The organism is Streptomyces spororaveus, from assembly GCF_016755875.1.
Lineage (GTDB): Bacteria > Actinomycetota > Actinomycetes > Streptomycetales > Streptomycetaceae > Streptomyces > Streptomyces spororaveus.
This window is the reverse complement of record NZ_BNED01000005.1, coordinates 4,329,037-4,340,802: the sequence shown is the minus strand read 5'-3', so window position 1 is coordinate 4,340,802 and position 11,766 is coordinate 4,329,037. Positions and strand designations below refer to the sequence as shown.

General features: G+C 73.2%; 10 protein-coding genes and 1 pseudogene. 7 read left to right on the top strand and 4 right to left on the bottom strand.

All coding sequences use genetic code 11. The annotated features are described in order from the left end of the window. Nucleotides 1-20 precede the first annotated feature (20 nt). On the top strand, nucleotides 21-782 hold the full coding sequence (locus tag Sspor_RS21855) for a TrmH family RNA methyltransferase (RefSeq protein ID WP_202200652.1): 762 nt from the start codon (nucleotides 21-23) through the stop codon (nucleotides 780-782). Here the strand turns inward: Sspor_RS21855 and Sspor_RS40670 are convergent. Continuing rightward, a pseudogene (locus Sspor_RS40670) lies at nucleotides 738-1,670 on the bottom strand (hypothetical protein); the annotation flags it as partial. The gene Sspor_RS21855 and the pseudogene Sspor_RS40670 sit on opposite strands and share 45 nt — an antisense overlap. 101 nt (nucleotides 1,671-1,771) lie before the next feature. On the opposite strand from Sspor_RS40670, the gene Sspor_RS21850 reads away from it, so the two are divergent. Then, entirely contained in the window at nucleotides 1,772-2,419 is a 648-nt protein-coding gene (locus Sspor_RS21850; protein WP_202200651.1) for a MerR family transcriptional regulator, read from the top strand. Nucleotides 2,420-2,479: 60 nt separating this feature from the next. Here the strand turns inward: Sspor_RS21850 and paaN are convergent, their stop codons facing one another. Beyond that, nucleotides 2,480-4,162 (bottom strand): phenylacetic acid degradation protein PaaN, encoded by a 1,683-nt coding sequence (gene paaN, locus Sspor_RS21845; protein ID WP_202200650.1) that lies wholly within the window; start codon nucleotides 4,160-4,162, stop codon nucleotides 2,480-2,482. 124 nt (nucleotides 4,163-4,286) lie between these two features. Here paaN and Sspor_RS21840 point away from each other — a divergent pair, with 124 nt between their 5' ends. Both Sspor_RS21840 and Sspor_RS21835 read left to right on the top strand, forming a co-directional pair. Further along, nucleotides 4,287-5,798 (top strand): 3-hydroxyacyl-CoA dehydrogenase, encoded by a 1,512-nt coding sequence (locus Sspor_RS21840; RefSeq protein ID WP_202200649.1) that lies wholly within the window; start codon nucleotides 4,287-4,289, stop codon nucleotides 5,796-5,798. Beyond that, complete coding sequence (locus tag Sspor_RS21835; RefSeq protein WP_202200648.1) at nucleotides 5,795-6,382, top strand: TetR/AcrR family transcriptional regulator; 588 nt, start codon at nucleotides 5,795-5,797, stop codon at nucleotides 6,380-6,382. Before Sspor_RS21840 ends, Sspor_RS21835 begins: the two co-directional genes overlap by 4 nt. Before the next feature lie 82 nt (nucleotides 6,383-6,464). On the opposite strand, the gene Sspor_RS21830 is transcribed toward Sspor_RS21835, so the two are convergent. Next, a complete protein-coding gene (locus Sspor_RS21830; protein ID WP_372499700.1) occupies nucleotides 6,465-7,037 on the bottom strand; it encodes an Lrp/AsnC family transcriptional regulator in 573 nt (190 codons plus the stop codon). Nucleotides 7,038-7,215: 178 nt separating this feature from the next. Between Sspor_RS21830 and pdhA the strand changes: the two genes are divergently transcribed. The 3 genes from pdhA to Sspor_RS21815 are packed head-to-tail and all read left to right on the top strand — an operon-like array spanning nucleotide 7,216 to nucleotide 10,702. After that, a complete protein-coding gene (gene pdhA / locus Sspor_RS21825) occupies nucleotides 7,216-8,352 on the top strand; it encodes a pyruvate dehydrogenase (acetyl-transferring) E1 component subunit alpha (protein ID WP_202200647.1) in 1,137 nt (378 codons plus the stop codon). 47 nt (nucleotides 8,353-8,399) lie between these two features. Continuing rightward, nucleotides 8,400-9,368 (top strand): alpha-ketoacid dehydrogenase subunit beta, encoded by a 969-nt coding sequence (locus tag Sspor_RS21820; protein WP_202203782.1) that lies wholly within the window; start codon nucleotides 8,400-8,402, stop codon nucleotides 9,366-9,368. Further along, nucleotides 9,368-10,702, top strand: coding sequence for a dihydrolipoamide acetyltransferase family protein (locus Sspor_RS21815; protein WP_202200646.1), 1,335 nt, complete (start codon nucleotides 9,368-9,370; stop codon nucleotides 10,700-10,702). The genes Sspor_RS21820 and Sspor_RS21815 overlap by 1 nt, the downstream gene beginning before the upstream one ends. 73 nt (nucleotides 10,703-10,775) lie before the next feature. Here the strand turns inward: Sspor_RS21815 and Sspor_RS21810 are convergent, their stop codons facing one another. Beyond that, nucleotides 10,776-11,753: an NAD(P)H-quinone oxidoreductase gene (locus Sspor_RS21810; protein WP_202200645.1), complete on the bottom strand. Its 978-nt coding sequence runs from the start codon at nucleotides 11,751-11,753 to the stop codon at nucleotides 10,776-10,778. Nucleotides 11,754-11,766: the final 13 nt, after the last annotated feature.

Here is an 11,766-nt window from a genome sequence, read left to right as displayed (position 1 = left end):
CGGACCGTAGGGTCGGGGGTATGGACGACACGGTGCGGGAATGGCGGGAGGCCGAGCAGGCGGGGGATCTCGTGCTGCTCGACGGGTTTCACACGCTGAAGCACGCTCTGCGGTTCGGGGCCGATGTGCGGATGGTCATCGCCGAGGATCCCGGCGCGGTACGGGCGCTCGCCCGCGAACTGGCTCCGGACGTCGAGGCCGCCGTGGCGCGGCTGACGCGGCGGGCCGGTCTCAGGGGCCTGCTGCCGCGCGTGCATCCCACCGGGGTCGCGGCGCTCGCGGTACGGCCCGACCGGGCCGCCGGCCTCGCGGGGCTGGGCCGGGTCCCCCGGCCGGCGCCGGTCGTCGTCCTCGACAACCCCCGCAACCTGGGCAACGTCGGAGCCGTCGTCCGGCTCGCCGCCGGCTTCGGCGCCACCGGCGTGGTGACCCGGGGCGACCTCGACCCCTGGCACCCGAACGTGGTCCGGGCCGGGGCCGGGCTGCACTACGCCACCACCGTCGAGCGGCTCGCACTGGACGAGCTGCCGCCCGGGCCGCTCTACGCGCTCGACCCGGAGGGCGCGGACATCCGCGCCCTCACCCTCCCGGACGACGCCCTGCTCGCCTTCGGCTCGGAGCGCCACGGGATCTCACCGGAGCTGCGCGCCAGGGCGGACCATCTCGTCTCCCTGCCGATGCGCCCCCAGGTCTCCAGCTACAACCTCGCCACCAGCGTGGCCATGACCCTCTTCCACTGGGGCGGTCCCCCGGCCCCGGAACAGGACGGCGAGGACTCCTAGAACACCCCCGGCCAGGACCGCCGCGGCCGCGCCGAGCGTCAGCCGGTCCGGGTGGACCAGCGCCTGGCCGCGCAGCGCCTGCCAGGTCACCAGCGCGAACACCGCCGCGTAGACCCCGGCCGCGACCAGGGCCAGCCGCAGCCGCACCCGCTCCCCGCGCAGCAGGGCGAAGCGCCCGGCGAGGGCCGCCGTCACGAGCACGAGCAGGGGGAGCAGCTGCAGTGCGTGCATGCCGAAGAAGTGCGGGATGCGCAGGTCACCGCCGGTGGTCGACCAGCCGGTGAGCGGCATGGCGGGTCCGCCGTCCGGCACGCCCACGCTGTGGGCGCCCGCCACGGGTGTGCCGTCGACCGCGAGCTGGGCCTCGGTGGGGGTGGTCATCAGGAAGCCGAGTCCGGCGCCCGCGAGGGCGAGGACGGCGGCGATCCGGATCGCCCAGGTGGTGGCCCGGTCGGCGACGCGGGACCGGAAGAGCAGGACGGCGACGGCGAGCGTGGCCGTCCAGAGCACGACGACGGTGACGGCCATGGCGCTGTAGATCCGCGCGTCGAGCGGTGTCGCCTGGTTGAAGTGGCTCTGCCGGCCCCGGAACACCTGGGCCGTCATGAGCAGCATCTCCACCGTGCTCGCCGCGGCGACGACCGTGCCGGCCCACCAGGCGGGCCTGCGCAGGCGGGGGCGGGCCAGGGTGGCCAGCGAGAGCATCCAGGCCAGGCTGAGCGCGTAGCCGACGAACGAGACGGCGAATTTGAAGGGCTTGGCCCAGATCGGGGCGCCGACCAGCACCCGGTCGTCGACGGCGAGACCCACGGCCGAGCCGACGGCCCACACCGCCATCACTGCGGCGAACACGGTCAGTGGACGGTGCCAGGTGCGTAACGCGGACATGGGTCCCCCTAGAAGAATGGATAGTGATGCTCGCCACTATCTGATAGCTCCACTATCTATGATGGGCGGGGACGGGGCAAGGAGAAACGAGTGAAGACGCCATGCGCATCGGAGAGTTGAGCCGCCGTACCGGGGTCCCGGTACCGACGATCAAGTACTACGTACGGGAGGGCCTGCTTCCGCCGGGCGAGCTGAGCAGCCCCAACCAGGCGAGCTACGACGACGGGCACGAGCGGCGGCTGCGGCTGATCCGCGCCCTGCTGGAGGTCGGCGGGCTGTCGGTGGCGGCCATCGGGGACGTCCTCGAGGCCATCGACGACAAGGAGCAGCCGGTGCACAAGCTGCTCGGCACCGCGGCCCGGCGGCTGGTGCCCGAGTACGGCGACGGCGGGGTCGACGACGACGCCGAGACGGTGCTGGCCCGGGAGCGGGTGACGCGCCTGATCGAGGAGCGGGGCTGGCGCGTCCACGCCGGGAACAAGGCGTTCGGCGCGCTCGTGGCGGCCCTGGCCTCCCTCGCACGGGTGGGCCACGGCTCCTTCGCCGAACTGCTCGACGACTACGCCGACGCGGCCGAGCGCGTGGCCCGGGTGGACCTGGAGTACACGGGTCGCCGGGCGGACCGCGCGGACCTGGTCGAGGCGGTGGTCGTGGGCACCGTGGTGGGCGACGCGATGTTCGCGGCCCTGCGCAGGATGGCCCAGGTGGACGCCTCCTCACGCCTCTTCGCCGGGGAGCGGCAGGAGTAGCGGGGGGTGCGGTCCACCCGGGCCGGGGGTCTGCGGTCGTGCGGTGACGCGGTGACGCGGTTACGCCTGGCGGCGGACCTCCACCACCCGGAAGCGGTTCGCGACGAAGGCGCCGTCGCACAGGGCCGCGTTGGCCGCCGGGTTGCCGCCGGAGCCGTGGAAGTCCGAGAACGCGGCGGTCTGGTTGACGAACACCCCGCCGGTCAGGTTCAGGGAGAGCTGCGCGGACTCCTCCAGGCAGACCTCCTCGACGGCCCGCTCGGTGTCCGGGGAGGTGGTGTACGCGCCCACCGTCATCGCGCCCTTCTCCCGCACCGTGCGGCGCAGCAGGTCGAGGGCGTCGGCGGTGGTGTCCACGGCCACCGCGAAGGAGACCGGGCCGAAGCACTCGGAGAGGTACGGGGCCTCCGGGTCCGCCTTGGCGGCGTCCAGCTTGACCATGACGGGGGTGCGGACCACGGCGTCCGGGAACTCGGGGTTCACGACCTCGCGGGAGGCCAGCGCGACCTCGCCGAGCGCGGCCGCCGCCTCCAGCCGCGTCCTGACGTCCGGGTTGACCAGTGCGCCGAGCAGCGCGTTGGCCCGGGCGTCGTCGCCCAGCAGGCCGCCGACCGAGGCGGCGAGGTCGGCGACGACCTCGTCGTAGGTCTTGTGGCCGGCGTCCGTCGCGATGCCGTCGCGCGGGATCAGCAGATTCTGCGGGGTGGTGCACATCTGGCCGCTGTACAGGGACAGCGAGAACGCCAGGTTGGACAGCATGCCCTTGTAGTTGTCGGTGGAGTCCAGGACGACGGTGTTGACGCCGGCCTTCTCCGTGTAGACCTGCGCCTGGCGGGCGTTGGTCTCCAGCCAGTCCCCGAACTCCGTGGATCCGGTGTAGTCGATCAGCTTGATCTCGGGGCGGACCGCGAGGGTCTTGGCGATGCCCTCACCCGGGCGCTCGACCGCGAGCGCCACGAGGTTCGGGTCGAAGCCGGCCTCGGCGAGGACCTCGCGCGCGACCTTGACGGTCAGCGCGAGCGGCAGCACGGCCCGCGGGTGCGGCTTGACCAGCACCGCGTTGCCGGTGGCGAGCGAGGCGAACAGGCCCGGGTAGCCGTTCCAGGTCGGGAAGGTGTTGCAGCCGATCATGAGGGCGACACCGCGCGGGACGGCGGTGAAGGTCTTGCCGAGCTCCAGCGGGTCCTTCTTGCCCTGCGGCTTCGACCAGTCGGCCTGGCCGGGGACCCGGGTCTGCTCCTCGTAGGCATAGGCCACGGCCTCCAGGCCGCGGTCCTGGGCGTGCGGGCCGCCGGCCTGGAACGCCATCATGAAGGCCTGGCCGCTGGTGTGCATGACCGCGTGCGCGAACTCGTGGGTCCGGGCGGAGATGCGGGCCAGGATCTCGATACAGACCAGGGCGCGCGCCTCGGGGCCCGCGTCGCGCCAGGCACCCATGCCGGCCTTCATCGCGGGCAGCAGCACGTCCGGGTCCACGTGCGGGTACTCGACACCCAGCTCCGGGCCGTACGGGGACACCTCGGCGCCCGTCCAGCCGTCGGTGCCGGGCTGGCCCAGGTCCAGCCGCGTGCCGCGGACGGCTTCGAAGGCGGCGAGCCCGTCGGCGGGCGCGGTCTCGCCGTACGCCTTGGGATGTTCGGGATGCGGGGACCAGTAGGCACGGCTGCGGATCGCCGAAAGGGCCTGGTCCAGGGTGGGCCGGTGCTTGGCGGACAGCTGGGGGACGGTGAGCTCGGCGGCCATCAGGGACCAACTCCTCGTTGAGCCGGGCGAAGAAGAGCAGACTGGAGTTAGAGTAACCGAACGATCGGTCGGGACAAGAGGGCCCGGCGGACCTGTGGACAACCGTGTGCGGGAGGATCAGGGCATGACAGCAATCGAGCGGTCCCGCACTGTGGCGGTCGTCGGCGCCGGCACCATGGGACAGGGCATCGCCCAGGTCGCCCTTCTCGCAGGTCACCGCGTGCTGATCTACGACATCAACACCTCCCTCGCCGCCGACGGCGTCGGCATCGTCCAGGACCGGGTCGACCGGATGGCCGCCAAGGGCCGGCTGGACCGCGCCGAGGCCGAGGAGGCGATCGGCCGGATCGCTTCGGCCGCCGACCTGGCGGACCTCGCCGGGGCCGCCCTCGTCATCGAGGCGGTCGTCGAGAACGTCACCGTGAAGCAGACGCTCTTCGCCGCTCTCGAAGAGGTGCTCGCGCCGGACGCGCTGCTGGCCACCAACACCTCCTCGCTCTCCGTCACCGAGCTCGCCGCCGGGCTCGCGCACCCCGGCCGCTTTCTCGGCCTGCACTTCTTCAACCCGGCCCCCCTGCTCCCGCTCGTCGAGGTGGTCAGCGGTTTCGCGACCGACCCGGCCGCCGCCGAGCGCGCGTACGGCACCGTGCTGGGCTGGGGGAAGACGCCGGTCCGCTGCGCCGACACCCCCGGTTTCATCGTGAACCGGATCGCCCGCCCCTTCTACGCCGAGGCCTTCGCGGTGTACGAGGAGCAGGGCGCCGACCCGGCCACCATCGACGCCGTGCTCCGCGAGAGCGGCGGCTTCAAGATGGGCCCCTTCCAGCTGACCGACCTCATCGGCCAGGACGTCAACGAGGCCGTGACCCGCTCGGTGTGGGAGTCCTTCTTCCGCAGCCCGAAGTTCACCCCCTCCCTCGCCCAGCGCCGCCTCGTCCAGTCGGGCCGCCTCGGCCGCAAGACCGGCCACGGCTGGTACCCGTACGGCCCGGACGCCGAACCCGCGCTCCCGCACACCGCGGGGCCCGAGGAGGCCCCGGCGAAGGTCACCGTCGTCGGCGACCTCGGCCCCGCCGCCGACCTGGTGGACCTGCTGGAGGAGGCCGGGATCGCGGTCGCGGCCACCGAGCAGGGCGGCCCGTACATCCAGCTGCCCGGCGAGGGCCAGCTGGTCCTCGCGGACGGCAAGACTTCCGTGGAGTTCGCGGACGTCGTCTACTTCGACCTCGCGCCCGACTACCGGGGCGCCACCCGGATCGCGCTCTCCGCGAGCGAGGACACCAGCGAGCGGACCCTCGCCGAGGCCATCGGCCTCTTCCAGAAGCTGGGCAAGCAGGTCTCCGTGATCGGCGACGTCCCCGGCATGATCGTCGCGCGGACCGTCGCGATGCTGATCGACCTCACGGCCGACGCCGTCGCCCGCGGCGCGGCCACCGCCGAGGACATCGACACGGCGATGCGGCTCGGCGTCAACTACCCGGTGGGCCCGTCCGAATGGCACGAGCGGCTCGGCCGGGACTGGGCCTACGACCTGCTGCACCACCTCGACGAGCGCTGTCCCGGGGGCCGGTACGCGCCCTCCCTGGCCCTGTTCAAGCTGGGCTACGCCGCCGGAGACGAGGAGGGGGCCGAATGACGACGGTCAAGCGGGACACGTACACCCCCGAGACGCTGCTGTCGGTCGCCGTCCAGGTCTTCAACGAGCGCGGTTACGACGGCACCTCGATGGAGCACCTCTCCAAGGCGGCGGGCATCTCGAAGTCCTCGATCTACCACCACGTCGCGGGCAAGGAGGAACTGCTGCGGCGGGCCGTCAGCCGGGCCCTCGACGGGCTCTTCGCGATCCTGGAGGAGCCGGGCGCGGTCCGCGGCCGGGCCGTCGAGCGCGTCGAGTACGTCACGCGCCGCACGGTCGAGGTGCTGGTCGGCGAGCTGCCGTACGTGACGCTGCTGCTGCGCGTCCGCGGCAACACCCGCACCGAGCGCTGGGCGCTGGAACGCCGCCGCGACTTCGACCACGCGGTCGCCGACCTGCTCAAGGCCGCCGCGGCGGACGGCGACCTGCGGGCCGACGTGGACATACGCCTGGCCACCCGGCTCCTCTTCGGCATGGTCAACTCCCTGGTCGAGTGGTACCGCCCGCACTCGGGCACGGGCCCCGACCAGCTCGCGGACGCCGTCGTGCACATGGCCTTCGACGGGCTGCGCACCGCCCGCTGACCCCAGGACGGAGAAAGCCCCCGGCAACGCCGCCGTACGGCCGTACCGGGGGCTCTGTCGTCCCCCGGGTCCCCCGGACGGCCTACTCCTCGCCGAACGCCGGAGCGCCGCCGCCCGGACCCCGTCCGGAGTCCAGGAGATCCGTTTCCTCGAAGACCAGCAGCGTGCGCGTGGAGAGGACCTCCGGGATGGCCTGGAGCCGGGTCAGGACCAGCTCGCGCAGGGTCCGGTTGTCCGGGGTGTGCACCAGCAGCAGGACGTCGAAGTCGCCGCTGACCAGCGCGATGTGCGCGGCGCCGGGGAGCTCGCGCAGCTGCTCGCGGACCGTGCGCCAGGAGTTCTGGACGATCTTCAGGGTGATGTAGGCGGAGGCGCCCTGACCGGCGCGTTCGTGGTTGACGCGGGCAGTGAACCCGCGGATCACCCCGTCGTCGATCAGCCGGTTGATCCGGGCGTAGGCGTTCGCCCGCGAGACGTGCACCTGCTCCGCCACCGAACGTATCGACGCCCGGCCGTCCGCCTGGAGCAGCCGCATGATCGACCGGTCGATCGGATCCAGGGGACGGGGTGTGACGGGCGGGCCTCCCGTGGCTCCCGGTGCGCCCCCCGGCGCAGCCGGTGCAGGACCCGTTCCGGCCATTTGTTCATCCGGCATTGCCCGATGCCTCCCTCTCCTGGACGTCCTGCATCCATCCCAGGGCTCCGGCGCCCGTTTGTCCACAGCCTGGAGTCGCCTGTAGCCAAATTGCGCAGACAACCGAACAATCGGTAGGTGAGGGGCCTCACACCCGGGGCACCCCCTGCCCGCTTCCCACGAGGAGGTGTACGCCGCCATGACGGTCCAAGAGCTGCCCGGTGCCGGTGCGTCCCACCGTTCCACCCCGCCGCCCGCCTGGAGCCCCCGTACGGATGCCGCGCCGCTGCTTCCGGACCCCGAGCCCTACCGGGTGCTGGGCACCGAGGCGGCGGACCGGCTCGACCCGGAGCTGATGCGCCGCTGCTACGCCGAGCTGGTGCGCGGCCGGCGGTACAACGCCCAGGCCACGGCGCTCACCAAGCAGGGCCGGCTCGCCGTGTACCCCTCCACCGTCGGCCAGGAGGCCTGCGAGATCGCGGCCGCACTGGTCCTGGAGGAGCAGGACTGGCTGTTCCCGAGCTACCGGGACACCCTGGCGGCCGTGGCGCGCGGACTGGACCCCGTACAGGCACTGACCCTGCTGCGCGGCGACTGGCACACCGGATACGACCCGCGCGAGCACCGCATCGCCCCGCTCTCGACGCCGCTCGCCACCCAGCTGCCGCACGCGGTGGGCCTGGCGCACGCGGCCCGGCTGCGCGGCGACGACGTCGTCGCCCTCGCCATGGTCGGCGACGGCGGCACCAGCGAGGGCGACTTCCACGAGGCGCTGAACTTCGCCGCCGTCTGGCAGGCCCCGGTGGTCTTCCTCGTGCAGAACAACGGCTTCGCGATATCCGTCCCGCTCGCCAAGCAGACCGCCGCCCCGACGCTCGCCCACAAGGCCGTCGGGTACGGGATGCCCGGCCGGCTGGTCGACGGCAACGACATCGCGGCCATGCACGAGGTGCTGACCGAGGCGGTCCGGCGGGCCCGGGCCGGTGGCGGTCCCACCCTGATCGAGGCCGTCACGTACCGGATGGAAGCCCACACGAACGCCGACGACGCGACCCGCTACCGCGGTGACGCGGAGGTCGAGGCCTGGAAGGCGCACGACCCGGTCGATCTGCTGGAGCGTGAGCTGACCGCCCGCGGGATCATCGACGAAACGGCGATCCAGGCGGTGCGCGACGATGCCGAGACGATGGCGGCGGCGCTCCGCGAGGGGATGAACGCGGACCCGGTGGTGGACCCGATGGACCTGTTCGCGCACGTGTACGCGGAGCAGACGGACCGGCTGCGGGAGCAGGCGGCCATGCTGCGCGCAGAGCTGGAAGCCGAGGACCAGGCGTGACGACGGTGGCGGCGAAGTCCGCGAAGTCGGGGGCCAAGCCCGCGACGATGGCGCAGGCCCTGACCCGCGCGATGCGCGACGCGATGGCCGAGGACCCGACGGTCCACGTCATGGGCGAGGACGTCGGGACGCTGGGCGGGGTCTTCCGGATCACGGACGGCCTCGCGAAGGAGTTCGGCGAGGAGCGCTGCACGGACACCCCGCTCGCGGAGGCGGGAATCCTGGGCGCGGCGGTCGGCATGGCCATGTACGGGCTGCGGCCGGTGGTGGAGATGCAGTTCGACGCCTTCGCCTACCCGGCGTTCGAGCAGCTGATCTCGCACGTGGCGAAGATGCGCAACCGCACCCGCGGCGCGATGCCGCTGCCGATCACCATCCGCGTGCCCTACGGCGGCGGGATCGGCGGCGTGGAGCACCACTGCGACTCCTCCGAGGCGTACTACGTGGCCACTCCCGGCCTGCACGTCGTGACCCCGGCGACGGTCGAGGACGCGTACGGGCTGCTGCGCGCGTCCATCGCGAGCGACGACCCGGTGGTCTTCCTGGAGCCGAAGCGGCTCTACTGGTCGAAGGCCGACTGGCGGCCCGAGGCGCCGGCGGCCGTGCCGGGCATCGGGAAGGCGCTGGTCCGGCGGGCCGGCACGAGCGCGACCCTGATCACCTACGGTCCCTCGCTGCCCGTGTGCCTGGAGGCGGCCGAGGCGGCGCGCGAGGAGGGCTGGGACCTGGAGGTCGTCGACCTGCGCTCGCTGGTCCCCTTCGACGAGCAGACGGTCGTGGAGTCCGTACGCCGCACCGGGCGCGCGGTGGTGGTCCACGAGGCCGGCGGCTTCGGCGGGCCGGGCGCGGAGATCGCCGCCCGCGTCACCGAGCGGTGCTTCCACCACCTGGAGGCGCCGGTGCTGCGGGTGACGGGCTTCGACATCCCCTACCCGCCGCCGATGCTGGAGAAGCACCACCTGCCGGGTGTCGACCGGATCCTGGACACCGTGGCCCGCCTGCAGTGGGAGAACTGATGCCGCAGGTAATGGAATTCAAGCTTCCCGATCTCGGGGAGGGCCTGACCGAGGCCGAGATCGTCCGCTGGCTGGTGGCCGTGGGCGATGTCGTCGCCATCGACCAGCCGGTGGTCGAGGTCGAGACGGCCAAGGCGATGGTGGAGGTTCCGTGCCCCTACGGCGGTGTGGTCACCGCCCGTTTCGGGGAGGAGGGCACGGAACTGCCCGTCGGAGCACCGCTGATCACCGTGGCGGTGGGGGCCGTGTCGCTCCCGGAGGCACCGGCCGCGCAGGCGCCCGAGGCCGAGGGCTCCGGCAATGTGCCCCGGCCGCTGATCGGTTACGGCGAGGACCACTCGCGTCCGGCGCGTCGGCGACGGGTGCGACCCGTCACCGCCGCGGTCTCGGCACCCGCCGTCGCCGCTCCGGCCGCTCCGGCCGCTCCGGCCGCTCCGGCCGCTCCTGCGGTTCCGGCCGGACCGGTGCCGGTGATCTCGCCGCTGGTGCGCAAGCTGGCCAAGGACGGCGGGGTCGACCTGCGCGGCCTCACCGGGTCCGGGCCCGAAGGACTGATCCTGCGGGCCGACGTCGAGGCGGCGCTGGCCGCGCTGCGGGCGCCCGAGCCGGCTCCCGTCACCGCGCCGCCGGCGCCGGTGACGGCACAGGGCGAGCGGATCCCGCTCAAGGGGGTGCGCGGGGCGGTCGCCGAGAAGCTGTCGCGCAGCCGCCGGGAGATCCCGGACGCCACCTGCTGGGTCGACGCGGACGCCACCGAGCTGATGGCCGCCCGGGCCGCGATGAACGCCGTGGGCGGGCCCAAGATCTCGGTGCTCGCGCTGCTGGCGCGGATCTGCACGGCCGCCCTGGCCCGGTACCCGGAGCTCAACTCCACCGTGGACCTCGCGGCCAAGGAGATCGTCCGGCTCCCGTCGGTGCACCTGGGCTTCGCCGCGCAGACCGAGCGGGGCCTGGTGGTCCCGGTGGTCCGGGACGCGCAGCACCGCAATCCGGAGTCCCTGTCGGCCGAGTTCGCCCGGCTGACCGAGCTGGCCCGGGCCGGGAAACTGGCCCCGTCCGATCTGACCGGCGGCACCTTCACGCTGAACAACTACGGGGTGTTCGGGGTCGACGGCTCCACGCCGATCATCAACCACCCCGAGGCGGCGATGCTGGGCGTGGGCCGGATCATCGACAAGCCGTGGGTCCATGAGGGCCAGCTGGCGGTCCGCAAGGTCGTCCAGCTGTCGCTGACCTTCGACCACCGGGTGTGCGACGGCGGCACGGCGGGCGGCTTCCTGCGCTACGTCGCCGACTGCGTGGAATCCCCGGCGGTCCTGCTGCGCAGCCTGTAGCTCAGCGCGGGCGGGGCTGAAAATCAGCCCCGCCGGCGTGTGGGGCGCGGGATCCGGGGCGGAGCCCCGGGGCTCACACCGTGAGCAGCAGCTTGCCCACGTGGGCGCTGGATTCCAGGACCCGGTGGGCCTCGGCGGCATCCCGCATCGGGAACGCCGCGTGGACCACCGGGCGGATCCGGCCCGCAGCCACCAGCGGCCACACGTGCTCGCGTACGGCGGCGACGATGGCCGCCTTCTCCTCCAGCGGGCGCGCGCGCAGCGAGGTGGCGGTGATCGCCGCCCGCTTGGCCAGCAGCGCTGCGAGGTTCAGCTCGGCCTTCACCCCGCCCTGGAGACCGATGACCGCGAGCCGCCCGTTCACGGCCAGGGCGTCCACGTTCCGGGCGAGGTACTTCGCGCCCATGATGTCCAGGATCACGTCCGCCCCGGCCCCGCCCGTCGCCTCGCGCAGCGCGGCCACGAAGTCCTGCTCGCGGTAGTCGATCAGGATGTCCGCGCCCAGCTCCTTGCAGTGCGCCAGTTTGTCCGGGCCGCCCGCCGTCACGGCGACCGTCGCGCCCACGGCCTTGGCCAGCTGGATCGCCATCGTCCCGATCCCGCTGGACCCGCCGTGCACCAGCAGGGTCTCGCCGGGGCGCAGTCCGGCCACCATGAACACGTTGGACCACACCGTCGTGACGACCTCGGGCAGCGCGGCCGCCGTCACCAGGTCCACGCCCGCCGGGACCGGCAGCAGCTGGCCCGCCGGCACGGCCACCCGCTCCGCGTATCCGCCGCCCGCCAGCAGGGCGCACACCTCGTCGCCCACGGACCAGCCGGACACCCCCGGCCCCAGTGCGGCGATCCGCCCGGAGCACTCCAGCCCCGGATGGCGCGAGGCGCCGGGCGGCGGATCGTAGAACCCCTGTCGCTGGAGTACGTCGGCGCGGTTCACGGCGCTCGCCGCGACCTCGACGAGGACCTCGCCCTCGCCCGGCACCGGATCGGGTACGTCGGCCCAGACGAGGGCCTCGGGGCCGCCGGGCTGCTCGATGGTGATCGCATGCATGGCCCGGAGGCTA

Excerpts from the sequence above, each read along its gene's own strand:
- Sspor_RS21855 (WP_202200652.1), top strand. The coding sequence starts at position 21 with ATGGACGACACGGTGCGGGAATGGCGGGAGGCCGAGCAGGCGGGGGAT.
- Sspor_RS21850 (WP_202200651.1), top strand. The coding sequence starts at position 1,772 with ATGCGCATCGGAGAGTTGAGCCGCCGTACCGGGGTCCCGGTACCGACG.
- paaN (WP_202200650.1), bottom strand. The coding sequence starts at position 4,162 with ATGGCCGCCGAGCTCACCGTCCCCCAGCTGTCCGCCAAGCACCGGCCC.
- Sspor_RS21840 (WP_202200649.1), top strand. The coding sequence starts at position 4,287 with ATGACAGCAATCGAGCGGTCCCGCACTGTGGCGGTCGTCGGCGCCGGC.
- Sspor_RS21835 (WP_202200648.1), top strand. The coding sequence starts at position 5,795 with ATGACGACGGTCAAGCGGGACACGTACACCCCCGAGACGCTGCTGTCG.
- Sspor_RS21830 (WP_372499700.1), bottom strand. The coding sequence starts at position 7,037 with ATGCCGGATGAACAAATGGCCGGAACGGGTCCTGCACCGGCTGCGCCG.
- pdhA (WP_202200647.1), top strand. The coding sequence starts at position 7,216 with ATGACGGTCCAAGAGCTGCCCGGTGCCGGTGCGTCCCACCGTTCCACC.
- Sspor_RS21820 (WP_202203782.1), top strand. The coding sequence starts at position 8,400 with ATGGCGCAGGCCCTGACCCGCGCGATGCGCGACGCGATGGCCGAGGAC.
- Sspor_RS21815 (WP_202200646.1), top strand. The coding sequence starts at position 9,368 with ATGCCGCAGGTAATGGAATTCAAGCTTCCCGATCTCGGGGAGGGCCTG.
- Sspor_RS21810 (WP_202200645.1), bottom strand. The coding sequence starts at position 11,753 with ATGCATGCGATCACCATCGAGCAGCCCGGCGGCCCCGAGGCCCTCGTC.